Origin of the sequence: Geomonas sp. Red32 (assembly GCF_023652955.1) — a bacterium.
GTDB lineage: Bacteria > Desulfobacterota > Desulfuromonadia > Geobacterales > Geobacteraceae > Geomonas.
The window spans coordinates 1,126,414-1,150,083 of sequence record NZ_JAKLOY010000001.1 but is presented as its reverse complement, the minus strand read 5'-3'; the positions used below and the strand labels follow the sequence as shown (position 1 = coordinate 1,150,083).

Here is a 23,670-nt window from a genome sequence, read left to right as displayed (position 1 = left end):
ACACCAACAAGGGCAGTCATAGCTATTCGGTGGAGACGCTCTACCACTATCAATGCGGGAAGTGCAGACAGTGGTGGACCATCGGTGACAGCCTTTTGCCTGAGGCGACCTGTCCCCGCTGCGGCGCTGAGCTGCCGGCTGAGCAGATCACCCCATCCTCATCCTTCCCCTCCAGTTGAAGGGAAGGAACCTGAAGTTACCGGTGGCTGGTCGTGGTACCGGAGGTAGAATTTTGAGCGGATCTTGAAAACCCCTTGACTTTGGGTCTTTTTCAAGATAAGGTTTGCCGCTCAGAGTAAATCCAGAGTAAAGGTGGTGAAGTCGAATGTACGCAGTAGTTAAAACCGGAGGGAAACAGTACAAAGTTTCCGAGGGCGACTTTCTTAAAGTCGAGAAATTGGAGGGCGAGGTAGGTGATACCGTCGAGATCTCCGAAGTCCTGATGGTTGGCGGCGATAAGGTCGTTATCGGAACACCTTTAGTGCCCAGCGCCTCTGTGGTCGGCAAAATTGTCGAGCAGGGCAAAGACAAGAAGATTCTGGTCTTCAAGTCCAAGCGCCGGAAGGACTCCAGGAAACTTAACGGGCACCGCCAGCTCAGGACCATCCTGAAGATCGAAAAGATCAACGCCTAAGTGGTAATTTTAAAAAAGGCGGCGCGGTACCCGTACTGATAAAGGCGGAACCTCCCGCAGGAGGAAAGTGAAATGGCACACAAGAAAGGCGTCGGTAGCTCCAGGAACGGACGTGACTCCGACGGCCAAAGGCTAGGTTGCAAGAAGTTCGGCGGCGAGACGGTTAAAGCCGGTAACATCATCTACCGTCAGCATGGCACCAAAGTCCACCCCGGCAACAACGTCGGGCTGGGCAAGGACTACACCCTCTTCGCCCTCATCGAAGGCGTGGTGAAGTTCGAGCGGATGGGTAAAGACCGCAAGAAGGTCTCCGTTTACCCGGCCAGCTAACAGCCGCAACATACCAGTGCAAAAGCCCGGAGCCACAATGGTCCGGGCTTTTGCCGTTTGCACGGGATAAAGGCACTCATGAGTTTCATCGATGAAGTAAAAATTCACGTAAAGTCGGGCGACGGCGGCGCAGGATGCGTCTCCTTCCGGCACGAAAAGTTTATCGAATTCGGCGGTCCTGACGGCGGCGACGGCGGCAAGGGGGGGGACGTGGTGGTGAAAGTATCGCGCCACCTCGCCACCCTGCTGGACCTCCGCCAGCACCCCCACCAGAAGGCCGGCAAGGGCAGGAACGGGATGGGGAAGGAGCGCCACGGCGCCAGCGGCCAAACCCTGGAGATCCTGGTCCCGCAGGGGACGGTGATCAAGGACGCCGAAACGGATGAGATCCTGGCCGACCTCGACCAGCCCGAGTCATCCATCGTGCTCCTCAAGGGGGGGCGCGGAGGCCAGGGGAATACCCGCTTCAAGAGCGCCACCCACAAGACTCCCCGCTTTGCCCAGCCGGGCGAGCCGGGTGAGGAACGCTGCATACGGCTCGAGCTGAAGCTGATGGCCGACGTTGGGCTTTTGGGGATGCCGAGCGTGGGGAAATCCTCGCTGATCACCAAGGTCTCCGCCGCCCGTCCCAAGATCGCCGCCTACCACTTCACCACCCTGGTGCCGAACCTGGGCGTGGTTCGCTACAAGAACTACCGAACCTTCGTGATGGCCGACATCCCCGGACTCATCGAGGGAGCCAGCGAAGGGGCCGGCCTTGGGCACCGCTTCCTGAAGCACCTCGAGCGGACCGGCCAGCTTCTGCACCTTTTGGACCTCTCCTGGATGCCCGAGCGCGACCCGATCGCCGAGTACGAGGCCATCAATCGCGAGCTCGCACTCTTCAGCCCGGAGCTGGCCGAGAAGCGCCAGACCGTGGTGATCAACAAGATCGACCTCCCGCACGTGAAGGAAAACCTGAAGGAGATCCTCCCCTACTTCGAAGAGCGGGGGATCAAGGTGTTCCCGATCTCCGCCGCCACCGGCGAGGGAATCGAGGCGCTCCTGGACGACATCGCCCACAACCTCTGGGGCGAGCCGGACGAGACCTGGTAGGTAATTGTGAAAATTGAGCAGTAACGAAAAGGGCCGCAAACAGCGGCCCTTTTTTTATTCGCTATCCCCCTCGTTAACGGGGGGCTGGGGGAATTTACCATTCGAAGCAGCGCTGAAATCCCCCCTGTCCCCCCCTTTGACAAGGGGGGAACGCCAAGCCAGCTTGGACCGCTAGTAGATCGCGTTGAGGGACGAAACGCGACGGCTTCCACCATACGGGTGGCCGGAACGTTGCGTTTCACGGTGAAGCTGTTCAACGCAACCTACCTTTTTGTATTCCGTGCCTTACCGGAGGGCGGCGTCGAGGACGCGGAGGATGGGGGAAGGATAGATGCCGATGAAGAGGATGGCTACGGCAGCACAGGTAAGGGCTAGGGATTCGGCCGGAGTACCTTGATGCGGAGCGGCGGGAGCGGCGCCTTCCGGCTCGCGCATGTAGAGCTGCACCACCACCTTCAGGTAGAAGTAGGCGGAGATGGCGGCGGTGACGATACCGATGATGGCCAGGGTGGTCTCGCCACCGCGGATGGCGGCGTAGAAGATGTAGAACTTGCCGAGGAAACCGGCGGTCGGGGGGATGCCAGCCAGGGCCAGCATCGCCAGGGCCAGTATCGCCCCGCGGAAGGGGGCGGTATGACCAAGCCCGGTGTAGGCGGTCAATTCGCCCCGCTCTTCGGCACCGGAAAGGGAGGCGATGGCGCCGAAGGCGGCCAGGTTCATGGCGGTGTAGATGGCCCCGTAGAGAAGGACGGCGGAGTATCCTTCCCTGCTCCCGGTGAGAAGCGCCAGCGCCAGGTAACCCATGTGCGCGATGGAGGAGTAGGCCAGCATGCGCTTGATGTTCTTCTGTAGGAGGGCGGCCAGGTTACCGATCACCATGGAGCCCAGCGAAAGGAGATACAGCGGCAGGTGGATCTCGGCCAGCGGGCGGGAGAACGCCAGCAGGAGCAGGAAAAAGGCAGCGGCCGCCACCTTGGAGCCGGTGGAGAGGAACGCCGCCACCGGCGCCGGAGCTCCCTGGTAGACATCAGGCGTCCAGAGGTGGGCGGGCACCAGCGAGAGCTTGAAGGCGATACCGATCACAACCAGCCCCCAGCCTGCCGAGACAATTGGGCGGGTCGCCTCAGGGGCGAAGGCGCCGGTGAGGGCCAGGGTGCCTGTCCCGGCGAAGATGAGGGAGATCCCGAAGGCAACGATGGCTGCGGCCACCGCCCCCATCAAGAGGTACTTGAGCCCCGCCTCCCCGGACTCCTCGCGCTCGAGGTCGAGCGAGACCAGGATGTAAAAGGCGAAGGATACCGACTCGATGGCGAGAAAGAGGATCAACAGGTTCGTCGCGCAGGCGAGCACGCAGAGGGCGAAAAGGGTGAAGAGGACCGTGGCCTGGAATTCTTCTCCCTTGATCCCGCGGCGCTGGTTGTAGTCGTGGGATAAGAGGAGGGTCAAGGTTGCGGCGGCCGAGAATACGGGAATGAGGAACTGCGAGAGCCCGGTGAAGGCGAGGCCCGGCAAGGTAACGGTGGCGCCTACGGCCGGATAGACAACCGCCCACACGCCGGCCGCGGCTGCCGCGACGACCGCAATCCAGCTGATCGAGCGCGCCTGCAAAAACGGCCCGGCAAGCAGCACCAAAAGTGCCGCGCCGGCGGCGATCAGGATCGGCATTATGGCTAGCGCATCGGTTACGGACATTAATGACTCCAGTTCACTCTCTTGCGGCTACTATTCACATCCCCCCTTGTAAAAGGGGGCCTTACTTCACACCGGTCAAAAGGGCGATGGGCACCTTGATGATATCGAGCACCGGGGCAGGATGGACGCCGAGGTAAATGGCTGCCACGCCCAAAACCGCCAGCACGCCCCCTTCCCTTACCGAAAGATCGGCCAGTTCCAGCGGCTTCTTCTCCTTCCCGAACAGTACCTCCTGCACGAGCCTCACCGTATAGATCAGGGTCAGCACTACGCCTACAAAGGCGCCGGCGGCCGCGCCGGGAGCTACCTTGAAAGTCCCCATGAGGACGATGAATTCCCCGACGAAATTGTTGAGCCCCGGGACCCCGGCGGACGCCATGCAGAAGAGGAGGAAGAAGAAGGAGAGCGCGGGGACTTTGCCCCAGATCCCGCCGTAGGTGGCGATCTCCCGGCTGTGGGTCCGCTCGTCCAGCATCCCGACCAGGGCGAAGAGCGCGCCGGTGGTGACGCCGTGGTTCACCATCTGGATCACGGCGCCGGAAAGGGCGACCGGGCTCCAGGCGGCGATCCCCAAGGCGACGAAGCCCATGTGGCTCACGCTGGAATAGGCGACCAGCCGCTTCATGTCGCGCTGGGCGAAGGCGATCCAGGCCCCCCAGACGATGCCGATCACCGAGACGGTGTAGATGAGGGGGGCGCAGGCGCGGGCGGCCTCCGGGAAGAGCGGGAAACCGAACCTGATCAGGCCATAGGCCCCGGTCTTCAAAAGGAGGCTCGCCAAGATCACGCTCCCGGCGGTCGGTGCGTCGGTGTGGGCGTCGGGAAGCCAGGTGTGCAGCGGGAAGAGCGGGAACTTGATGGCGAAGGCGAACAGGAACGCCGCGAAGAGCCAGATCGCGGTCCCATAGGGAACCGTGGTGTGGATCAGCTCGAACAGCGAAAAGGTATAGGTGCCGGTCTGGGCGCCGTGGCGAAGATAGAGCGAGATGATGGCCACCAGCATCAGCAGCGAACCGAAGAAGGTGTAGAGGAAGAACTTGACCGCCGAGTAGACCCGCCGCCCATGCCCCCAGATGCCGATCAGGAAGAACATCGGGATCAGCATGGCCTCCCAGAAAAGGTAGAACAGGAACAGGTCGAGGCCGAGGAAGACCCCCTGGATGCCGCTTTCCATCGCCAGCAGCAGCGCATAGTACAGCGGCACCCGCTCCTTGATCCCGCGCCACGACACCCCCACCGCGATGACCGTGATGAAGGAGGTAAGGAGCACCATCACCAGGCTGATCCCATCCATCCCCAGGGTGTAACGGATCCCGAAGCGCTCGATCCACTGCGCATCCTGGTAAAGGAAGAACCCGGCAGGCGCCCCGGCCGCTCCCGCCCCCGCCCCCGCCGCTCCGCACGCCCACACGCTGAGGGCAAGCTCGGCGAGGGTAACGACGAGGGCTCCCATCCTCACCAGCTCGTCGCTTTTGCGGACGGCAAAGAGCGCCAGCACCCCGGCGAGGGGAAGGAAAACCAGCAGGGTCAGTATCGGAAAGTCGGTCGGCATCTGGAATTGGTCCCGTTTGAGGTAGCGCCTTACGCGCCATGATGTCCGGTTACAGGGTGAGCCAGGCGAGGTAGCCGAGCACCACGGCGCCCCCGGCGGCGAAACTCAGGATATAGAGCGAGACTTTACCGGTACTCCAACGCCCCAGCCAGCGTCCGGTGATCCCCAGCCCGCTGGACATGCCATCCAGCGAGTCGTCGATCACCCCCTCGTCCACCTTTTCCCATAAGATTCCCGACAGGTACTCGTAAGGCCGGATGAGGATCGCGTGGTAGAGACGGTCGAAATACCACCCGTTCAACAAGAACGCGTACAGGGGAGACGGCCGGGTGCTGCTTTCCCGGACCCGGTCGACCCGCGACTTCCCGCCATAGCGCCAATGGGCGGCCAGCAGGCCGAAGATGGCAAGGGTAGCGGCCACCCCTTGCAGTGCCACCTCTTGCGCGGCGGAGTGTCCCACCTCCCCGCCCGCCTGGTGCCCGAAGAAGCTGTCGAGGAATCCCCCGCCGAGGTAGCCGGGAAGATCGAGCACTCCGCCGAAGAGGCCGAGCAGGGCGAGAGGGACCAGCACCCACTGCATCACCTTCAATTCCCCGTGCGTATGCACGTGTACCTGGCTCCCGAAGAAGACCAGGTAGATGAGGCGGAAGCTGTAGTAGGAGGTCAAAAGGGCGGTGAGCAGCGCCAGCAGGTAGAGCGAGGTGTACAGCGTTCCCTCTTTCAGGAACACGGCGGCCAGGATGCTGTCCTTGCTGAAGAAGCCGCCGGTCAGCGGGATCCCCGCCAGGCAGGCCGCCCCGGCCAGAAACGGCCAGAAGGTCAGCGGGAGACGGTCCTTCAGCCCCCCCATCTTGTAGATGTCCTGCTCATGGTGCATGGCGGTGATGACACAGCCGGCGCCGAGGAACAGGAGCGCCTTGAAAAAGGCGTGAACCAGCAGGTGGAAGGTCGCCGCGGTGATGGCACCCGCCCCCACCCCCAGCATCATGTAGCCGATCTGGCTGATGGTGGAAAAGGCGAGCACCTTCTTCAGGTCGCGCTGGGCGAGCGCACAGGTGGCGCCGTAGAAGGCGGTGATCCCGCCGGTGATCGCGATGGCCGCGCAGGTGACCGCGGATCCCCCGATGAAGGGGAACATGCGGGAAAGGAGGTAAACGCCGGCGGTGACCATGGTGGCGGCGTGGATCATGGCGGAGACCGGAGTGGGACCGGCCATGGCGTCCGGAAGCCAGACCATGAGCGGCACCTGGGCCGATTTCCCCATGGCGCCGACCAGGAAGAGGATGCCGATGGCGGTGACGATGCCGTGGGGAAGGAGGAAGCCCATCCCGTTGATCTGGGGGATCGAGAAGGTTCCGAACAGCTGGAACAGCCAGGCGATGCCGACCAGGAGCGCGGTGTCGCCGATCCTGGTGGTGATGAAGGCTTTCCTGCCGGCGGTGGCGTTGTTGCTGTCGGTGTACCAGAAGCCGACCAGCAGGTACGAGCAAAGTCCCACCCCCTCCCACCCGAGGTAGAGAAGCGGCAGGTTCTCGGCCAGGATCAGGGTCAGCATCGCGAAGACGAAGAGGTTCAACAGGGCGAAAAAGCGGGCGTAATCGGCCTGGTCCGCCATGTAGTAGACCGAGTAGACATGGATGAGCCCGCAGACGAAGCAGATCATCACCGACAGCGAAAGCGAGAGGGGGTCGAGATAGAGGTGGATGGGGGCCTGCAGGTCGAAGGCGGAGAGCCAGCGTCCGAACTCCACCGAGACCGGGCCCCGGTACGACGCCGCCGCGAGGACCGCACAGACGAAGCTCGCCCAGACCGCCGCACAGACGCCGGCCTCCACCAGCCGGCGGGGAAGTTTCCTTCCTGCCAGGGCGCTGACGGTCCCTCCCAAGAGGGGGAAGAGGAGCATGAGTGCGAGGTAAAGAGTCATCAGGCTTCCTTGTGCTTATTCTCCCCCCTTTGAAAAAGGGGGGTCGGGGGGGATATCTCAAACGTCAAGCCAGCTGCAAATCCCGCTAAATCCCCCTTTTTCAAAGGGGGACTTTTTTTGCCTATCCGTTCATACTTCCGTAGTCGTCGGTGTTGACCGACTGCTTGCGGCGGTGAAGATACACGACCATGGCCAGGGCCAGCGAGACTTCCGCGGAGGTCAGCGCGATCAGCATCAGCGCGAAGAGCTGGCCGTCGGCGATCCCCCAGCGGGCAGAGCCTTCGACGAAGGTGAGCATTACCGAGTTCAGCATGATCTCGATCCCGATCAGCATCATGATCACGTTGGTCCGCCAGGCCACCACGCAGGCGAGCCCCATCCCAAACAGGAGCGAGGCGAGGATGAGGACATGGTAGAACGGGATGATCATCTGCGCCTCCCGAGGTAAAGGGCTCCCACCAGGGCAAAGAGGAGCTGCATCGAGATGATCTCCACCGCCACCCCATAGCGTTTGAAAAGGGCCTGGGAGAATTCACGGACCGTGATGGCGGTGAAGCCGGGGGCGGTGGCGGGCTCGCGGCTCACGGCCAGGATGAGAATGGATCCGGCGATGACGGCGAGCAGGAGGACCGCCGGCCACCAGTCCCTGATCTTCGGGAAAGTGAGCTTTTCCGGGTGCCCGAGGTCGAGCATCATGATGACGAACATGAAAAGAACCATGATGGCGCCGGCATAGATGATGACCTCGAAGGCGGCAACCAGCGGGGCGCCGAGCAGGTAGAAGATGAGCGCCAGCGAGAAGAAGGAGGTCACCAGGTACACGATGGCCCGCACCGCCTGCCGCGCGGTGATCGCGCAGAGGGTACCGATGAGAGTAACCGCGGACAGTATGTAGAAAAGAATGGCTTCCATCATGCTCCTGATATTCTGCAGCGCTACTTTCGTGGCCGCTTCCCCCACCCCGTTACGGCAGCAGCGTCCTCACGTCGACCGGCGGATCTTCGCCGGGATTTTCGCCGCGGGGATTCACGACGCCGATCCCCGCGTGGCGGTAGAAATTGTAGTTGGGATCTTTCCCGGTCCCGTCGATCAGGAGATCCTCCTTCTCCCAGACCATGTCCATGATCTCCCGCTTGCAGTGGAACATCTCCGGCGACATCTGGATGGCCAAGGTGGGGCAGGCCTCGGCACAGAGTCCACAGAGGATGCAGCGGGAGAAATTGATCCGGAACCAGGCCGCGTAGCGCCGGCCGTTTTCGCCTTCGGCCGCGGCCATGGAGATGCAGTCCACCGGACAGGCGCCGGAGCAGAGGTAGCAGGCGACGCAACGCTCCTGTCCGTCCGGATCGCGGGTCAGCACGATGCTCCCCCGGAACCGCGCCGGCATCGGCCGCTGCTCCTCCGGATACTGCACCGTCACCGGCTTGCGGAAGATATGGCCGAAGGTGATGGCCAGCCCGGTGATGATCTCCTTTATGTCCCTGAGAACGCTCATTGTTTTCCTGGCGCCTCTCCTCGCCCCTCTGGGGATCATTTTGTCCGGTCACCCCTCCAGAGGAGAGGGGGCCCGAAGGGCGGGTGAGGGCAGCTTTCGTTTTTTTCGCACAAAACTAGAGTGCGACGGCGCAAGCGGCCGCCTTTCCGAGGATACATCCCTGTAAAAAAGAGCTTGAATAAGAGGGACTTACCCTATGGACGCCATGCCGGTGGTGCTAATGGGAACGAAGGGTCCCCATCAGGATGCCGACGGTGTTGGCGTGCCGGTTGTTCTGCGCGTACCCAAGGGCGGTGGTCCCGGAGTACGACATGGCCATCGGGTCGGCGCCGTTACTCAGCAAAATCTCGCTGGTCTCGTCGCAGCCGTAGTTGGCCGAAAGCATCAACGGGGTGAAGCCGTCGCGGTCGCGAGGATCGACCTTGGCTCCGCTGGCCAGAAGGAGACGAACCACTTCCGCCTGCCCGTGGGCCGCGGCATAGTGGAGCGCCGTTTTCCCCTTGTTACTTCTTGCCTCCAGACTTGCTCCGCGATCGATAAGTGCGCTGACTGCTTCAAGGTCACCAGCCTTGGCCGCAATCATCAAAGAGGTGTGCCCGTCCTTGTCCGCCATCTCCTGCTTGATGAAACCCTCCCCAGACTCGACTTCCACGTACGTTTTCATCGTGTTCCTCCTTTGGTGAGTGTCCTCGTCAATACATCGCCACTTATCGCAGAGCAAGCCACCATCCGGTGGCAAGAATGTTGATCAGCGCAAGCGGTGTCAGGAACTTCCAGCCCAGGTGCATGAGCTGGTCGTAGCGGAGACGTGGCAGGGTGCCCCTGACCCAAATGAACAGGAAGGAAAAGACGGCAACTTTGATGAAAAACCAGACGATCGGCGGCAGTAACGGACCGCGCCACCCCCCCAGGAAGAAGACCGAGGCGAGGGCGCCCAAAGCGATGATGTTGATGTATTCCCCGACGAAGAAGAGCCCGAAGCGCATCCCCGAATATTCGGTATGGAACCCGGCCACCAGCTCCCCTTCCGCCTCCGGGAGGTCGAAGGGGATCCGCTTGCACTCGGCGAAGATGCTCACCAGGAAGATCAGGAAGGCAAGCGGCTGGTAGACGATGAACGGCATGGAGGCTTGGGCGTTGACGATGTCGGTCATCCTGAGCGACTTGGCGAGCATCACGACCGGCACCAGCGAGAGCCCCATGGAGAGCTCGTAGGAGATTAGCTGGGAGAGCCCCCTGATGCTCCCGAGGAGCGCGTACTTCGAGTTGGAGGCCCAACCGCCGAGGGCGACGCCGTAGACTGCGATGGACGAGAGGGCCAGGAAGAAAAGGACCGCCACGTCGAGGTCGGTCACCTGGAGGCTCACCTCGTGCCCCATAATGTGCAGGGGGGCGCCCATGGGGACCACCGAGAAGGTCAGGATGGCGGGAATCGCCGCCATGGCCGGGGCCAGCGAGAAGAGGAGGCGATCGGACGAGGCCGGGATCAGGTCCTCCTTGGTGAGCATCTTGATCACGTCGGCCAAGGGCTGCAAAAGCCCGAAAGGGCCGACCCGGTTGGGGCCGATGCGGTCCTGGATCCAGGCGAGGATGCGCCGCTCGGCCAGCACGAGGTAAGCGGCGAGCGTGAGAATGATGAAGAATACCAGCAGGATCTTCACCAGCATCAGCGCTATGTCGACGTAATTCCAGGTCATCACTCGTCCTTCTCTTCTTACACACTCCCCCCTTGTTAAAGGGGGGAACCTACCTGTCCCTCAGTCCAAACACCCTGATGCCACCACCCTCGGGATCGAGGTCCCTCAGGGCTCCCCATTTACCGGTGAGCGGCTCGGCCATGCTCCCGCCACCCATCTTCTCGATCAGCTGGGCGACCACTTTCCAGCAATCCCGCTCTTTACCGCCCGGAATCTCGCCATGCGGAACGCGCGGCGGGTGGAGGGGGGCCGGGCTCTGGTGCTGGTAGTACTTGGGGTCGAGCCCTTTCAGGGGGAGCCCGGCCTTGAAGCTCCGCTGGAAGTGCTGAGCCCTCCCCTCGAAGTTGACGGCGGTACCGTCCGACTCGATCCAGGTGGTGGTGGGAAGGAAAACCGCCGCCCCTTTTGCCAGATCGCTCGCCCGCCAGTCCGCGCAGGCAAGAAGGGTGACCCCCTCCGGCAGCCGGTCCGGCAACTCCGCCTCGAAGGCGAGCAGCGCTTTCACCTTGCCCGACGAGAGCACCTCGGAAAGCGGGACCGCCCGCGACTCCAGCGCCACCGTTCCCACCGCGAACCCGTTGGGGCCCGGCTGAAGCAGCATGAGTTTCGCGCCCAAAGAGGCGATCTGGGCCATTTCCTCGGCAGGCCTGGGAGCCGCCCCGCAGATGACGACCCCTTTCGCCCCTCCTTCGATGATCACCTCGTCGAGCGAGGCCACCTGGCGGTAGGCGAAGGGGAGCGGCTTGGAAAGGGTACGCTGGCCGGATGACACCAGGTAGACCTGCCCCCCCCGCACAGCGGCCTTCCTGACCGCCGGAACCAGCATGGCCCCCTCCTCGATAAGGTCCAGCTCGTAGAGGACCACGCAGTCCGCCCCCTCCAGATCCCGAACGGTGGCGGCGTTCTGCTCGTTCAGAAGCTTGACCGCCCCCAGGCTGACCTCAGATTCCGCCGGGCCGGCATAGAAACTGAGGGTCGCCCCCTTCAGGTGCTCGGCCAGCTCGGTGAGCATGAGAGCCCCTTCCAGCGACAGCCGCGGCGACCCTGCGATCACAATGCTTTCCGGGCCGTGTACCTTGGCGAGATCGGCGACGCGGGCCGCCAGCGCCGCCAAGGCCTCCTCGTACTCGCAGGGAGTGCCGTCCACCATCGGGTCCCGGGGACGAAGGGGAGTGTTCAGGTATTCCTTGTCGAAGCGTCCCCGGTCGCAGATGAACCAGCCGTTCACGTTGTCGTTGCGCCGCCCGACGATCTTGATCAGCTCCCGATGGAAGGCCTGCGGCGAAGTGTTGCACCCCACCGAACAGTGCTGGCAGACCGCGGGTGAGAACTGGTAATCCCAGTAGCGCGCCCGGAATCTCCCGGTCTTGTCGGTGAAGACCCCGGTGGGGCAGATGTCGACCAGGTTGCCCGAGAGGGGGGATTCCAGCTGCCCTTCCTCGAACCTGCCGAAGTAGACCCGCCCCGCGCTCCCCATCACCCCGAAGTCGGTCCCCCCCGCGTACTCCTGGTAGAAGCGGACACAGCGGTAGCACTGGATGCAGCGGTTCATCTCGTGGTAGATCCCTTCCCCGAGATACTGGTTCATGTGGGTCCGCTTGTTCCCCTGGTAGCGGCGCCGTCCATGCCCGCCGGCGATGGTGAAATCCTGCAGGAGGCACTCGCCCCCCTCGTCGCAGACCGGGCAGTCGTGGGGGTGGTTGATCATCAGCCACTCGATCACCAGGCTGCGGAGCTTCATCGCCTCCGGGTCGGTGGTGGAGACCACCATGCCGTCCTGCGCCGCGAGCGAGCAGGACATCTGGATCCCCTTGACCGGGCCGTCCAGGAGCTTGACCGCGCAGAGGCGGCAGGCGGCGGCGATGGCGAGGGCCGGGTGATAGCAGAAGTGGGGGATGGTGATCCCCACGCTGCGCGCCGCCTCCAGCACGCTCGTCCCCTGGGGGACCTCAACGGGTATGTTGTCGATAGTCAGCTTCGGCATGGCAAGTCCAAAAGAAGTTCCTAGATCTGTTTCTCAGTTTTGTAGGGGCATTTCCCTTTCAGGATGTGCTCGCGCACCTCGTCTTCGAAACTCCTCAAGAGCCCGTCGAGCGGGGCCATCGCGCCGGGGGCCAGCGCGCAGAAGGAGTAGTTCAGGTACTTGATGTGCTCACGCATGATCTCGAGATCCCGCTCCTCCCCGCGCCCCACCTCGATCCGCTGGAGGATCTCCTTAACGAAGGGAAGCCCCTCCCGGCACGGGGTACACCAGCCGCACGACTCGCGGGCGAAGAAGGTGATCAGGTTCAAGGTGGCGGCCACCAGACATTGGCTCTCGTCGAAGACGATCACCCCGCCGCTCCCCAGCCGCGATCCCACCTTGGCCACCGTGTCGAAATCCATCGGGACGTCGAGATGGTCGGCGGTCAGGAACTGGGTGGAGGCGCCACCCGGTATGCAGGCCTTGAACTTCTTCCCGTCCCGCATGCCGCCGCAATGGACGTCGATGATCTCCCTCAGCGTCGTTCCGATCGGGAGCTCGACGCAGACCCGCTTGGCCACCGACCCGCTCACGCAGAAGAGCTTGTTCCCGGCCCCTTCCGGGTTCTTGGCGAGCCCCTTGAACCAGGCGGCACCGTTGGCGAGAATCTCGGGGACGTTGGCGAGCGTCTCCACGTTGTTGACCACCGTCGGGCTGTTCCAGAGCCCCTTGATGGCCGGAAACGGCGGCTTCACCCGCGGGTTGGGGCGCTTTCCTTCCAGGGCGTTGATGAGGGCGGTTTCCTCGCCGCAGATATAGCGGCCGGCGGAAAGGTGCAGGTCGAGATCCACCGAGAAATCCGTCCCCAGGATCCGCTCCCCCAGAAGGCCCGCCTTCTTGGCCTCCTCGATTCCCCTGGCCAGGTTGGCGGCCGCCGTCTCGTACCCCTTGCGGATGAAGATGAAAGCGTGCCTGACCCCAAGGGCGTAGCAGGCGATGGTCATCCCCTCGATGAGGCTGTACGGGTTCGCCTCCAAAAGCGCCCGGTCCTTGTAGGTCCCCGGCTCCATCTCGTCGCAGTTGCAGATCAGCCAGCGGGGCCCCGGAAGGTCGCGGGGGACGAAGGACCACTTCTTGCCGGTGGGAAAGCCGGCGCCGCCGCGCCCGCGCAGGCCGGAGTCCATCACCACCTGCTGGACCTCCAGCGGTGCCATGGCGATGGCCTTCTTGAGTCCCGAGAACCCGCCGCCGTCGCGGTATTCCTCGAAAGTACAGACGCGCCCGGGGCGGTTATGTTTAAAAAGGAGAAGTTCCATTGAGTGGTTTTAGTTTTTTCTTTCTTTCTCCAGGATTTCGTCCAGCTTCTCCGGCGTCACCGACCCGTAGAAGTTCCCGCCCACGGTCATCGCCGGGCTGTCGCCGCAAATCCCCATGCAGCAGCAGGGGATCACGGTGAACATGCCGTCGGCGGTCGTTTGCCCTTCCACGACCCCGAGCTTCTTCCTCAGGTGCTCCATGATCCGCTCGAAACCGGCACACCAGCAGGAGATGGAGTCGCAGACGTGAATGACCTTCTTCCCGACCGGACGCCGGTAGATCATCTCGTAGAAGGTCGCCAGCTCGTCGACCTGCAAGGTCGAGAGGCCGAGGATTTCCGCCGCCTCCCCCACAGCCTCGTCGGTCAGCCATCCATAGTGGGACTGCAGCTCCTTCATGACGTCCACTGCCGCCTCCCGCGCGGTGACCGCGGTGGCGACCCGTTGCTGCAGCGATTTTTTCAGTTCCTCAGGGATCATTCCCCGCTCCTATCGGTCGAGGTCCGCCAGCACGAAGTCCAGCGACCCGATGATGGCCATGAAGTCCGCCACCAGCCAGCCGCGGCTCATGACCGGCAGCGCCTGGATGTGCGGGAAGCTCGGCGTCCTGATTCGCATGCGGTAGGCGGTGTGCAGCCCGTCGGAAACGACGAAGTAGCCGTTTTCCCCCTTGGGCGCCTCGATTGGGAGGTAGCATTCCCCCTTGGGAGGAGACATCCCGCGGGTCGAGTTCACGAAGTGGTGGATGAGCGACTCGATGTCGTTCAGGGTGTCGCGCTTTTGGGGAAGGACGTAGCGGTAATCGCTGGAGATCCAGCGTCCCCCGGGCATCCCCTCCGCCGCCTGCCGTACGATGGAGAGCGACTGGCGCATCTCCTCCATCCTGACCAGGTAACGGGCGAAGCAGTCTCCCCCCTCGGCCACCGCCACGTCGAACTTGAAGCGGTCGTAACCGCCGTAGGGCATCTTCTTCCTCAGGTCCCAATCGAAGCCGCAGGCGCGCAGGTTCGGTCCGGAGATCCCCCATTCCAGCGCCTCGTCGAGGGTGATGGCCGATACCCCCTTGAGCCTCGCCTGGAAGATGGGATTTCCCGTCAACAGCCGCTCGTACTCGTCGATCCGCGGGGGGAGCCACGCAAGGAGGGCCTTCACCTTCTCCAGCCACCCCTCGGGGAGATCCTCCGCCACGCCGCCGATGCGGAACCAGGCCGGATGCATGCGGCCGCCGGTGATGGTCTCGACGATGTCGAAGATCTTCTCACGGTCGGTAAAGGTGTAGAAGACCGGGGTCATGGCGCCGATGTCGGCGGCGAAGGTGCCAAGCCAGACCAGGTGGTTGGCGATCCTGAAGAGCTCGCAGAGCATGACCCGGATGTACTGGGCCCGCTCGGGGACCTCGATCCCGCAAAGCCCCTCCACCGAGCTCGCGTAGGCCAGGTTGTTCTGCACCCCCGCCAGGTAGTCGATCCGGTCGGTGTACGGCATGAACTGGTGCCAGTTCTGGCGCTCCCCAACCTTCTCCGCGGCCCGGTGGTGGTAGCCGATGTCGGAGTCCATGTCCACGATCTCTTCGCCGGAGAGCTTGAGGATGAAGCGGATGACGCCGTGGGTGCCGGGGTGCTGGGGGCCCAAGTTGAGAATCAGGGTCTCCTCGTCCACCCGGTCGAAGAAGTCTCCGGCGGGCACCGCCTTGTGCCTCAGGGCATCCTCCCGCGTGTAGGGGGGAAGCTCGCTCCCCCTGGACGGGTGCTCCTTCCGGAGCGGATGCCCCTCCCAGTCGTGCGGCATGAGGATCCGGGAGAGGTTCGGGTGCCCGGCGAAACGGACGCCGAACATGTCGTAGACCTCGCGCTCGTACCAGTTGGCCACGGGATAGACGGGGGTAACGCTGGCGGTCTCCGGGTAGTCGCCGTGCAGATCGGTCTTGATCCGCAGCCTGCCCGGGCGTTCGAAGCAGGTGAGATGGTAGTTGAGGGTGAAATCGGGGAAGCGGTCGCGGTCGCGGCGGCAGGACTCGTCCACGCAGGCGATGTCTTCCAGCCTGCGGAACGGCACCCTGCCGTGATGCTTCAGAAATTTTAGCACCTCCGGAACCAGCCGGGCCGGGGTGCGATAGGTCTGCATGTCGCAAGCCGTCTCGTCCAGCCGCACCTCGCCGCCGAACAGGGCCTTCATCTCCTCGGCCAGACCGAAGTCCGGGTAGGGAAGCTTCGGCTGGGGGGGACGCCACATCTCGTCCGAGCGCGGGGCCGGGAAGTACGGCTGCTGCATCTCGCTTCCCCGCACGGCGATCCCCTCCATGCCGGTGCCGCGCGGGTCTCTCGACTTGGTCACTCCGTCCACCAGGACCGGCACCGTGGTCCCCTGGGTCCCGCCTTTCATGTGGAGGACCCGGCGGGTCGGCCGCTCGTCGCTCTTGATCTTCTGCTGAAGGAGGATGAGCCCCTCCAGGAAAGACTCGGGCCGCGGCGGGCATCCCGGGACGTAGACGTCCACCGGAAGGATCTGGTTCACCCCCTGCACCACGCTGTAGACGTCGTACATACCGCCGGAGTTCGCGCAGCTCCCCATGGAGATGACCCATTTCGGCTCGGCCATCTGCTCGTAGAGCCTCAGGATGCTGGGGGCCATCTTCTTGAAGACGGTGCCGGCGATCACCATCAGGTCCGCCTCGCGCGGGGTACCGCGCAGGACCTCGGCGCCGAAGCGGGAGATGTCGTAGCGGGAGGTGAAGGAGGTCATCATTTCGACGAAGCAGCAGGAAAGGCCGAAGAACATCGGCCAGAGGGAGTTCGCGCGTCCCCAGTTGATGAGGTCGTCGAGCGAGGCGAGTATGACGCCGTCCGGTATTTTCTCGTCGGTCGGACTCAAGAGTTCTCCGTTTTATAACAATTCAAGCAGATCAAAAAGGGGATGCTTCCCCGATCATCACCCCAGCCCCTCGCTGAAAAGCGGGTCCACGGATGACGGCGCTTCAGTAGTGGGTCGAGCGTTTCCCGCCGCGCGAGGCGGAAGGACCCCAGTCCAGCCCGCCTTTCATCCAGAGCCAGACGAGCCCCAGCAAGAGCACCACGATGAAGACGGTGATGTGAATAAGCCCGGAAAGGCCCAAAAGGTCCCAGGCCGTCGCCCAGGTGAGGATGAAGGCACCTTCGACGTCGAAGACGATGAAAAAGATGGCGATCAGGTAAAAGGGGACCTGTGACGCGTGACGGGCGGTGCCGGTGGGGATCACCCCCGACTCGTAGGGTATCCCCTTGTCGGGCGCGTCCTTGCCGGATCCGAGGAGCCAGGCAGCCATGAGCAGGCCGCCGATCAGTCCAACGGCGATCAGGGTATAGACGGCAAGAGGAATGAGTTCGACTTGCTGTGCGGATACCGGCATGGCGCCCTTTCGATTTCTGTGAATGATACCCGGAGGATACCGTTTAAATCTAGCGTAGCGGCCGGGAATGTCAACGGTGCCGTCTTCAGTTTTCGCAGGTTGGAAGGTATTTCACGCCGCTGCTTGTGGTGCCGGGAAGACGTTTCTGTGTGATGATAGCGTTTACGATGCTTAAAACAGGCCGGGGAGGCCGGCCGGAAACACGTTCATGCTTTCAGAAGACGGGGGGGATAACACTAGTTCAAAATGTTGTGGGGAAATTTATGGCATTTCCAGGCAGGCCAGGCTCCCTGGTACAGTACCTATGAGACGAATTTGGGAGAGGCCCAGTTCTTCAGAGATTTCTCATCTCCCGCGGTCCGGCGCACTATGACAGCGATTTCAGGCTATGTCAAAAGGATTTTGTTCTTCATGATCAGGATTTCGAAGGCCATCGATGCCTTGCCGAGGAGCTTCTGCAGCGGGGCCACCTGGTCGAGCAGGTTGGTCATCCCACCCTCCACGTAAAGCACACCCACCACCCGGCCGACCATCATGAGCGGGACCAGCAGGTTGTTGACGGGAGTCCCTCCCCCGAGCGCCCCGACGAGCGCGTTGTTGGCGGGAGTAACCGGCATGGGGCCCAAGTAGTAGTCCTTGCTGTCGACGATCAGTTTGAGGATGGAGGGCTCGTCCAGAGAGATCTCCAGCCGGTCGAAATCGGCCACCGGCTGCTTGTTGGCGCAGGCGAACCAGCCGTTGGCCCTTCCCCCCTTGAGAAGCACCAGGCCGACACGGTTGAACTGGCGTCCCAGGTGGTTCACGATCAGGTCACCGATTTCGTCGCGATCGTCGGCCTTGGTGAAGCCGCGCAAGACACCATTGAGGGTGTAGTCCTTTTCCGCCGGGGCGGGAGCCGCAGGGGACGCGAAGGCCGCCGCAGCGGGAGCAGCGGGAGCGAACGCGTCAGGCGCGAACGCGGCCGGAGCGGGCTGGGCGGGCGGTGCGGACGGCTCATTTCTCAGCTGCATCTGGAACTCGAGCTCCTCCAGCTCCGGGAAGCTGTCGAGGTCGCCCAAGAGGGGAAGCTCCAGTACCTCCTCATCCTCCTGCGCCTGCAGCGCAGCGGCCGCCTTGGCTGCCACCGCCTGGGCCGCCGCGGTCTGGGCCGGTTCCTGCTGGGCTCCCAGCTGACGGCTGCGGTTGCGTCCTCCCCCTTCCACCTTGATGTAGCGCATCTCGCGCCTGATGTTGTAGTGCTTTTCCAGGGCGGTGATCAGGCGGAGCTCCGGGGTGATGACCGGACGGATGATGTAGCCGGTCACGAAGGAGATCTCGTCGATAGCGGCAAAGTCGGAGGGATCGGCCATGGCCAGGATGAGCTTGCGGTTGTTGAGCCCCACCGGGATGACCCGGTACTTGCGGACCATCTCCTCGGGGACGAGCTTGAGGGTTTGGGGAGAGACGTCCATGAGCTGATCGGGGGGGATCTCCGGAACGCCGGTCTTTCTGCTCAGGAAGTGGGCGAGCTCGGTCTCGTCGATGTACCCCATCTCAACCAGGTTGGTGCCGAACCGCCCCCCGAAGATCGCCTGCCCCTTCAGCGTTTCCTCGACCTGTTCCGGGGTGAGTTTCCCCGCACTTACCAGCAGCTCGCCTAACTTCATCTGCAAAATCCCCCCTGCCGTTCCTCATTGAACCCTTGATTCATCCTGACCGCTGACAAAGGCCACCGTACCACTGTCAGAGAATGGTACCGCTTCTGTCACAGTCCTGGGTGAAACTCCGGGAAATCATTTAAGCGTCGATAATTTAGAGTGCACGCCGGACAATGTCAACATGAAACACAGTGAGTACCGGACAGGCGGGCGGTTTGCCGCCAGGGGACGATCAAAGCCGTGCCGGGGCAGCCGGGATGGGCCTATAATGAGAGAAGCGGCTGCTTTCTGCCAAGGAGAAGGAGTCACGGGAGGTAGTTATGAAAGCGATCATCGTCAACAGGCTTGGAGGCCCCGAAGTCATGCGGATCGAGGAGGTTGCCGATCCCTCCCCCGGCGAGGGGGAAGTGGTGGTGCGGCTGCACGCCGTCGGGGTGAATCCGGTCGATACCTACATCAGGTCGGGCCACTACGGGGACGTTTCCCATCCCCCCTACACGCCCGGGATGGACGGCGCCGGTATCGTCGAAGCGATCGGCTCCGGCGTCAAGCACCGCAAACCCGGCCAACGGGTCTACGTCGCCTGGTCCATTACCGGCACTTACGCGGAGAAGGTCCTCTGCCGGGAAGGGCAGACCCACCCGCTCCCGGAAAACCTGAGCTTCTCGCAAGGGGCGGGGGTCGGGGTGCCGTACGCCACCGCCTACCGCGCGCTCTTCCAGAAGGGGCGGGCGGTAGGCGGTGAAAACGTGCTGATTCACGGGGCAAGCGGCGGCGTCGGTCTGGCCGCCGTTCAGTTCGCCCGGGCCGCCGGGCTCTGGGTGATCGGCAGCGCGGGCAGCGATCAGGGGGGAAGCCTGGTCTTGAGGGAAGGGGCGCATGCGGTGGTAGATCACCACCGGGAGGATCACCTGGCCAAGGCGGTGGAACAGACCTGCGGGCAGGGGTTCGACGTTATCGTCGAGATGCTGGCGAACCAGAACCTCGGCCGCGACCTCGAGGTGGTCGCCAATGGGGGAAGGATCGTGGTGGTGGGAAGCCGGGGGACGGTCGAGATCGATCCCCGCAACACCATGGCCCACGACGCCTCCATCGTCGGCATGGCCCTCTTCAACGCGACCGAGGCCGAACTGGCCGGCATCCACGCCGCCGTGGTGGCCGGGCTGGAGAACGGGACGCTCCGCCCGGTAGTGAGCCGGGAGCTCCCGCTCGCCGAAGCCCCCGAGGCGCACCGGGCCATCATGGAGTCGAGCACCCTCGGCAAGATCGTCCTCATCCCCTGACCGCCCCCCGCCAGGGTGTGCCGGCCTCCCCCCTTTGACAACGGGCAAACGTCCCCCCCTTGTCAAAGGGGGGACAGGGGGGATTTGCCTCTCCCAGTCCGACCGGCACTAAGCGGAAACATGGCCCATTTAGCCTCCGTCCCATGAAGACTTGCCCCACCCCCCGCTCATGTGCCCACCGCCCGCCGCACTACTGCCGTAACCACCTGAAACCATGCCATTAATTGTTCCCCAGGAGGGCATTGCAATATACCGGCAGCTAATTATAATTGAAACAGGGGATGCCTCATCCAGAGTTACTGCCACCCACCCAGACACCCGGCAGAGGCATCCGGCACTTTCTTCATCCGCAACTCTTATGACAGTAGCCGGCTCTGGTTCGAGGACATCGGTTCCCATGGAGGCTAACCATGCAAGGGTATGAACTGGCAAAGAGTGTTCGCACGGAGAGAAGCAAATATCCGGACAAGATCTTCATCAAGTGGTGGCGCAACGAGGAGGATTGGATCGATTTCGACTTGGTGGCGCGTTTTCTGGACACCGTGGACTTCGGTACCGACATTTCCGGATTCAGCCTGATCGACCAGGAGGAGATGTGGCAGGTTATCGAGGAGCGGGCCAAAGGGCGGGCCACCAGGGTGGACCGGGGGGACGGCAACTACGTCATCCTCTACTCTCCGCCGGAAAAAGCCGAGATGGTGGAGCGGTTGCCCGAATACCCGTACACCCCCGAGACGCTGGTCAAGATTCTTGATGCCGAGACCGACTTCAACTACGTCGACTGACCACCCTCCCGAACGCCTCCCGCGCATCTCCCCGGAGCCCTATCTCCCAAACGGAGACGGGTTGCGGGGAGATCAGCGTGGATCACCCCCGTAACAGGACGATCTGGAGATCCATGACGTTGGTGCCGGTAGGGCCGGTCTTCAGCAGCGCTCCGCAGCTCTCCAGGAGGCGGTAGGTATCGTTCTCCTCCAGGGAGGCAAGCGGATCGAAACCGGCCCCCTTTGCCTTGGCCGCCGTGGAGCCGTCCACGATCGCCCCCGCCGCGTCGGTCGGGCCGTCGATGCCGTCGGTTCCTGCCGAGAGGAAGGTGACGCCGTCTACCCCTTCAATGCCGAGGGCAAAGGCCACCGCCACTTCCTGGTTTCTCCCCCCCTTCCCGTTTCCCTTTACCTGCACGGTCGTTTCCCCACCGCTCACGATGCAGCAGCGCTCGCCGGAGGAGAGTTTCTTTCTCTCGGCCAAGGCGAGTTCCGCGAGACGCCGGCCGGCTACCTTCGCCTCCCCGCAAACGGGTTCTTCCAGCACCCGGGCCCGGATCCCCCGCTGGAGGGCCGCATGGGCGGCCGCGGCCCGGGCGCAGCCGTTGGAGGCGGCGATGACCGTGGTGACCGAGTCGAAGAGCGCGCTTCCCGGCTTCGGTGTCTCGGGGACCTCCCCTGCCGCGCCCAAACGCAGCCGCCTGAGAACCGCTTTCGGCACCCGGTCCGCGATCCCGAGCCGCTCGAACACCGCGAGGGCGTCCCCGAAGGTAGAAGGATCGGGAGCCACCGGGCCGGAGGCGATGATTTCCGGGAGATCCCCGGGGACGTCGGAAATGGTCAGCGCCACCGTGCGGGCCGGCATGGCGAGGGCGGCCAACTGCCCCCCCTTGACCCGGGAGAGATGCTTTCTCACCGTGTTGAGCTCCCGGATATCCGCGCCGGCCTCCATCAGCAGCCGGCAGGCGGCCTGCTTCTCTTCCAGGGTGATCCCCTCCGCGGGTGCCGAGCAGAGGGCCGACCCGCCCCCGGAGATCAGCACCAGGAGAAGGGTCCTGTCGTCCGCTCCCCGGACCATTTCCATCAGACGGGAAGTGGCCGCCACTCCCTCCGCATTGGGATGGGGGTGCCCGCCGGTGGCAAGCTCGATGCGGTGCGGCTGGGGGGATAGGTTCGACGAATGGGGAACGATCACCAGCCCGGAGCCGATCATCTCCCCGAGGCACTCCTCGGCGGCCAGCGCCATCGGAACCCCGGCCTTACCGAATCCGGCCACCAGCAGGCGGTCGAACGGGCCGGACAGGTAGAGCTCCGCCACCTCCCTCAGGTGGGAGGGAAGCGCGGTCAGGGGATCCACCGCCGCCAGGGCGGCACAGAAGAGGTTGTCGATCAGCTCTCTATCGGTCATCGTCAACTCCGCCCCCCTCCTTACTGTGCCCGGCCCCGGTTTTTCCTCGCCTGCGGAGTACTCTTCCGTTTCCTGGGCCAATTCCACTCCGGAGGGAGGTCATCCTTTTAGCAAAAGCCCCCCCATGGCGGAAGGCAGCGGCTGCCCTGGCGAAGACCAAGGCAAACCCATGCCGGGGACAGTTGTCGAAACGACGTCCCCCCCTTTGAAAAAGGGGGGACAGGGGGGATTTGGCCTTCCGGTTAAGCGAGCGACTTCACGAACTCCAGTACCTTGTCCGGGTGCTCGGCGGCCTTGGGGACCTTGGCCCAGTGCTTGACTACCGTGCCGTCCGGGGCGATGATCACCGTCGAGCGGATGATCCCCGTCGTCTTCTTGCCGTACATCACCTTCTCGCCGAAGGCCCCGTAGGCAGTCATGACCTCCGCATCGGGATCCGAGAGGAGGGTGAAGTTGAGCTGGTGATCGGCGATGAACTTGCAGTGCGCCTTGAGCGAGTCCTTGCTCACTCCCACCAGCACTGCCCCCAGTTTGTCGAACTCGGGCTTGAGCATCCGGAACCCCACCGCCTCGCTGGTGCAGCCCGGGGTGTTGTCCCTCGGGTAGAAATAGAGGACGACGAGCTTCCCCGCGTACTCTTTGAGAGTGTGCTTCTTGCCGTCACTTCCTTCCAGCTCGAACTCCGGCGCTTTCTGTCCTTCCTGCAGCATGCACTCCTCCTTTCAGACGTAACAGTTTCGACTTACAACGATAACAGAGGGGACCGCTGTGAGCAACCGGCCCCGGCCGCAATGAGCTTACCCGTTGTCACTCACGGCAAATGATAGTATCCTCCCCCGCAACTGTTACGGGGAAACGAATGCATCTTACCCTCCCACACACCCTCTTGGCCGGCGGCGGCGCCAGCTGGCACCACTTCGCCGGCATCCTGCTGGTCATCATCCTCTGCACCTGGCAGGTCCAGCTCGGTAGGGTCGGCCCGATCTGGATGATCCTCTGGTCGCTCCCGGGGACCATTCTCCATGAGCTGTCGCACCTGGTGGTCGCCCTCGTTACCGGCGGGCGGCCGGTCGGATTCAGCATCTTCCCGCGCCCCGGAGGAGGGTCCGGCCTCAGCCAGCGCTGGGTGCTCGGTTCGGTCACCATCAGCCGCCCAAGCCCGGTCTCCGCGCTCCCCACGGCCCTGGCCCCCCTGGCCCTGCTCGCGGTCAGTTTCTACCTCTACGAGCACTGGTGGAACTGGTTCGGCCCTGGCCTCCTACACACCTTGGGGATGTACGTAACGGTCTACCTTTTCAGTTACAGCTCGATTCCGTCCCACGAGGATTTCAAGCTCGCCGCCTCCCAGCCGCTCGGCATCCTGCTCTACGGCTCCCTCGCCGCCCTCCTCGTCTACTTCTCCGCGAAGGGTGTCTGACCGTCTCTCGCATGCCCCCCCGGTACGGGATGTTCCCGCTACCAACATGAAACCGTGACGGTCGCTCTCTTGCCCCTC

General features: G+C 63.3%; 22 protein-coding genes. 6 read left to right on the top strand and 16 right to left on the bottom strand.

The annotated features are described in order from the left end of the window. Window positions 1-325 precede the first annotated feature (325 nt). The 3 genes from rplU to obgE all read left to right on the top strand — a co-directional run bounded on the left by rplU (window position 326) and on the right by obgE (window position 2,059). A complete protein-coding gene (gene rplU / locus L4X63_RS05000) occupies window positions 326-634 on the top strand; it encodes a 50S ribosomal protein L21 (RefSeq protein WP_250677485.1) in 309 nt (102 codons plus the stop codon). 72 nt (window positions 635-706) lie between these two features. Continuing rightward, a complete protein-coding gene (rpmA, locus tag L4X63_RS04995; RefSeq protein WP_250677484.1) occupies window positions 707-964 on the top strand; it encodes a 50S ribosomal protein L27 in 258 nt (85 codons plus the stop codon). A gap of 78 nt (window positions 965-1,042) precedes the next feature. Beyond that, window positions 1,043-2,059, top strand: a complete 1,017-nt coding sequence (gene obgE, locus L4X63_RS04990) for a GTPase ObgE (RefSeq protein WP_250677483.1) — start codon at window positions 1,043-1,045, stop codon at window positions 2,057-2,059. A gap of 285 nt (window positions 2,060-2,344) precedes the next feature. On the opposite strand, the gene L4X63_RS04985 is transcribed toward obgE, so the two are convergent. The 14 genes from L4X63_RS04985 to L4X63_RS04920 form a co-directional block, all read right to left on the bottom strand. Continuing rightward, window positions 2,345-3,751, bottom strand: coding sequence for an NADH-quinone oxidoreductase subunit N (locus tag L4X63_RS04985; protein WP_250677482.1), 1,407 nt, complete (start codon window positions 3,749-3,751; stop codon window positions 2,345-2,347). Window positions 3,752-3,812: 61 nt separating this feature from the next. After that, on the bottom strand, window positions 3,813-5,303 hold the full coding sequence (locus L4X63_RS04980) for a complex I subunit 4 family protein (protein WP_250677481.1): 1,491 nt from the start codon (window positions 5,301-5,303) through the stop codon (window positions 3,813-3,815). Between the two features lie 49 nt (window positions 5,304-5,352). Further along, on the bottom strand, window positions 5,353-7,227 hold the full coding sequence (gene nuoL / locus L4X63_RS04975; protein ID WP_250677480.1) for an NADH-quinone oxidoreductase subunit L: 1,875 nt from the start codon (window positions 7,225-7,227) through the stop codon (window positions 5,353-5,355). Window positions 7,228-7,348: 121 nt separating this feature from the next. After that, entirely contained in the window at window positions 7,349-7,657 is a 309-nt protein-coding gene (gene nuoK / locus L4X63_RS04970) for an NADH-quinone oxidoreductase subunit NuoK (protein ID WP_250677479.1), read from the bottom strand. Next, on the bottom strand, window positions 7,654-8,139 hold the full coding sequence (locus L4X63_RS04965) for an NADH-quinone oxidoreductase subunit J family protein (protein WP_250677883.1): 486 nt from the start codon (window positions 8,137-8,139) through the stop codon (window positions 7,654-7,656). The genes nuoK and L4X63_RS04965 overlap by 4 nt, the downstream gene beginning before the upstream one ends. A 52-nt stretch (window positions 8,140-8,191) precedes the next feature. Beyond that, complete coding sequence (nuoI, locus tag L4X63_RS04960; RefSeq protein ID WP_250677478.1) at window positions 8,192-8,722, bottom strand: NADH-quinone oxidoreductase subunit NuoI; 531 nt, start codon at window positions 8,720-8,722, stop codon at window positions 8,192-8,194. A gap of 217 nt (window positions 8,723-8,939) precedes the next feature. After that, window positions 8,940-9,386: an ankyrin repeat domain-containing protein gene (locus tag L4X63_RS04955; RefSeq protein ID WP_250677477.1), complete on the bottom strand. Its 447-nt coding sequence runs from the start codon at window positions 9,384-9,386 to the stop codon at window positions 8,940-8,942. Between the two features lie 43 nt (window positions 9,387-9,429). Further along, on the bottom strand, window positions 9,430-10,419 hold the full coding sequence (gene nuoH, locus L4X63_RS04950) for an NADH-quinone oxidoreductase subunit NuoH (protein ID WP_250677476.1): 990 nt from the start codon (window positions 10,417-10,419) through the stop codon (window positions 9,430-9,432). Window positions 10,420-10,468: 49 nt separating this feature from the next. Next, window positions 10,469-12,403: a 2Fe-2S iron-sulfur cluster-binding protein gene (locus L4X63_RS04945; RefSeq protein ID WP_250677475.1), complete on the bottom strand. Its 1,935-nt coding sequence runs from the start codon at window positions 12,401-12,403 to the stop codon at window positions 10,469-10,471. A 20-nt stretch (window positions 12,404-12,423) separates the two neighbouring features. After that, window positions 12,424-13,698, bottom strand: a complete 1,275-nt coding sequence (gene nuoF, locus L4X63_RS04940) for an NADH-quinone oxidoreductase subunit NuoF (RefSeq protein WP_250677474.1) — start codon at window positions 13,696-13,698, stop codon at window positions 12,424-12,426. A 9-nt stretch (window positions 13,699-13,707) separates the two neighbouring features. Beyond that, window positions 13,708-14,178, bottom strand: a complete 471-nt coding sequence (nuoE, locus tag L4X63_RS04935) for an NADH-quinone oxidoreductase subunit NuoE (protein ID WP_250677473.1) — start codon at window positions 14,176-14,178, stop codon at window positions 13,708-13,710. Between the two features lie 9 nt (window positions 14,179-14,187). Next, window positions 14,188-16,569 carry an NADH-quinone oxidoreductase subunit B/C/D gene (locus tag L4X63_RS04930; protein ID WP_250677472.1) on the bottom strand — a complete coding sequence of 794 codons (2,382 nt, stop codon included), beginning with the start codon at window positions 16,567-16,569 and terminating at the stop codon, window positions 14,188-14,190. A 103-nt stretch (window positions 16,570-16,672) separates the two neighbouring features. Further along, window positions 16,673-17,083, bottom strand: a complete 411-nt coding sequence (locus L4X63_RS04925) for an NADH-quinone oxidoreductase subunit A (RefSeq protein ID WP_250677471.1) — start codon at window positions 17,081-17,083, stop codon at window positions 16,673-16,675. A gap of 386 nt (window positions 17,084-17,469) precedes the next feature. After that, window positions 17,470-18,729, bottom strand: a complete 1,260-nt coding sequence (locus tag L4X63_RS04920; RefSeq protein WP_250677470.1) for a GspE/PulE/PilB domain-containing protein — start codon at window positions 18,727-18,729, stop codon at window positions 17,470-17,472. Between the two features lie 311 nt (window positions 18,730-19,040). Here L4X63_RS04920 and L4X63_RS04915 point away from each other — a divergent pair, with 311 nt between their 5' ends. Both L4X63_RS04915 and L4X63_RS04910 read left to right on the top strand, forming a co-directional pair. Further along, window positions 19,041-20,003, top strand: a complete 963-nt coding sequence (locus L4X63_RS04915; protein WP_250677469.1) for an NADPH:quinone reductase — start codon at window positions 19,041-19,043, stop codon at window positions 20,001-20,003. 410 nt (window positions 20,004-20,413) lie between these two features. Beyond that, on the top strand, window positions 20,414-20,788 hold the full coding sequence (locus tag L4X63_RS04910; RefSeq protein ID WP_250677468.1) for a hypothetical protein: 375 nt from the start codon (window positions 20,414-20,416) through the stop codon (window positions 20,786-20,788). Window positions 20,789-20,870: 82 nt separating this feature from the next. On the opposite strand, the gene L4X63_RS04905 is transcribed toward L4X63_RS04910, so the two are convergent. Together L4X63_RS04905 and L4X63_RS04900 are read right to left on the bottom strand one after the other, a co-directional pair. Beyond that, window positions 20,871-22,175, bottom strand: coding sequence for a glycerate kinase type-2 family protein (locus tag L4X63_RS04905; protein ID WP_250677467.1), 1,305 nt, complete (start codon window positions 22,173-22,175; stop codon window positions 20,871-20,873). 242 nt (window positions 22,176-22,417) lie between these two features. After that, window positions 22,418-22,885: a peroxiredoxin gene (locus tag L4X63_RS04900; RefSeq protein ID WP_250677466.1), complete on the bottom strand. Its 468-nt coding sequence runs from the start codon at window positions 22,883-22,885 to the stop codon at window positions 22,418-22,420. A gap of 149 nt (window positions 22,886-23,034) precedes the next feature. Between L4X63_RS04900 and L4X63_RS04895 the strand changes: the two genes are divergently transcribed. After that, the gene (locus L4X63_RS04895; protein ID WP_250677465.1) at window positions 23,035-23,592 is read left to right on the top strand and encodes a hypothetical protein; all 558 of its coding nucleotides are present in this window, start codon (window positions 23,035-23,037) and stop codon (window positions 23,590-23,592) included. The last annotated feature ends 78 nt before the right edge of the window (window positions 23,593-23,670 follow it).

Coding starts and splice junctions, on each gene's coding strand:
- nuoF (WP_250677474.1), bottom strand. CDS start 13,698: ATGGAACTTCTCCTTTTTAAACATAACCGCCCCGGGCGCGTCTGTACT.
- nuoE (WP_250677473.1), bottom strand. CDS start 14,178: ATGATCCCTGAGGAACTGAAAAAATCGCTGCAGCAACGGGTCGCCACC.
- nuoI (WP_250677478.1), bottom strand. CDS start 8,722: ATGAGCGTTCTCAGGGACATAAAGGAGATCATCACCGGGCTGGCCATC.
- L4X63_RS04895 (WP_250677465.1), top strand. CDS start 23,035: ATGCATCTTACCCTCCCACACACCCTCTTGGCCGGCGGCGGCGCCAGC.
- L4X63_RS04955 (WP_250677477.1), bottom strand. CDS start 9,386: ATGAAAACGTACGTGGAAGTCGAGTCTGGGGAGGGTTTCATCAAGCAG.
- nuoL (WP_250677480.1), bottom strand. CDS start 7,227: ATGACTCTTTACCTCGCACTCATGCTCCTCTTCCCCCTCTTGGGAGGG.
- L4X63_RS04945 (WP_250677475.1), bottom strand. CDS start 12,403: ATGCCGAAGCTGACTATCGACAACATACCCGTTGAGGTCCCCCAGGGG.
- nuoK (WP_250677479.1), bottom strand. CDS start 7,657: ATGATCATCCCGTTCTACCATGTCCTCATCCTCGCCTCGCTCCTGTTT.
- rplU (WP_250677485.1), top strand. CDS start 326: ATGTACGCAGTAGTTAAAACCGGAGGGAAACAGTACAAAGTTTCCGAG.
- nuoH (WP_250677476.1), bottom strand. CDS start 10,419: ATGACCTGGAATTACGTCGACATAGCGCTGATGCTGGTGAAGATCCTG.
- L4X63_RS04910 (WP_250677468.1), top strand. CDS start 20,414: ATGCAAGGGTATGAACTGGCAAAGAGTGTTCGCACGGAGAGAAGCAAA.
- rpmA (WP_250677484.1), top strand. CDS start 707: ATGGCACACAAGAAAGGCGTCGGTAGCTCCAGGAACGGACGTGACTCC.
- L4X63_RS04915 (WP_250677469.1), top strand. CDS start 19,041: ATGAAAGCGATCATCGTCAACAGGCTTGGAGGCCCCGAAGTCATGCGG.
- L4X63_RS04985 (WP_250677482.1), bottom strand. CDS start 3,751: ATGTCCGTAACCGATGCGCTAGCCATAATGCCGATCCTGATCGCCGCC.
- L4X63_RS04925 (WP_250677471.1), bottom strand. CDS start 17,083: ATGCCGGTATCCGCACAGCAAGTCGAACTCATTCCTCTTGCCGTCTAT.
- obgE (WP_250677483.1), top strand. CDS start 1,043: ATGAGTTTCATCGATGAAGTAAAAATTCACGTAAAGTCGGGCGACGGC.
- L4X63_RS04980 (WP_250677481.1), bottom strand. CDS start 5,303: ATGCCGACCGACTTTCCGATACTGACCCTGCTGGTTTTCCTTCCCCTC.
- L4X63_RS04905 (WP_250677467.1), bottom strand. CDS start 22,175: ATGACCGATAGAGAGCTGATCGACAACCTCTTCTGTGCCGCCCTGGCG.
- L4X63_RS04965 (WP_250677883.1), bottom strand. CDS start 8,139: ATGGAAGCCATTCTTTTCTACATACTGTCCGCGGTTACTCTCATCGGT.
- L4X63_RS04900 (WP_250677466.1), bottom strand. CDS start 22,885: ATGCTGCAGGAAGGACAGAAAGCGCCGGAGTTCGAGCTGGAAGGAAGT.
- L4X63_RS04920 (WP_250677470.1), bottom strand. CDS start 18,729: ATGAAGTTAGGCGAGCTGCTGGTAAGTGCGGGGAAACTCACCCCGGAA.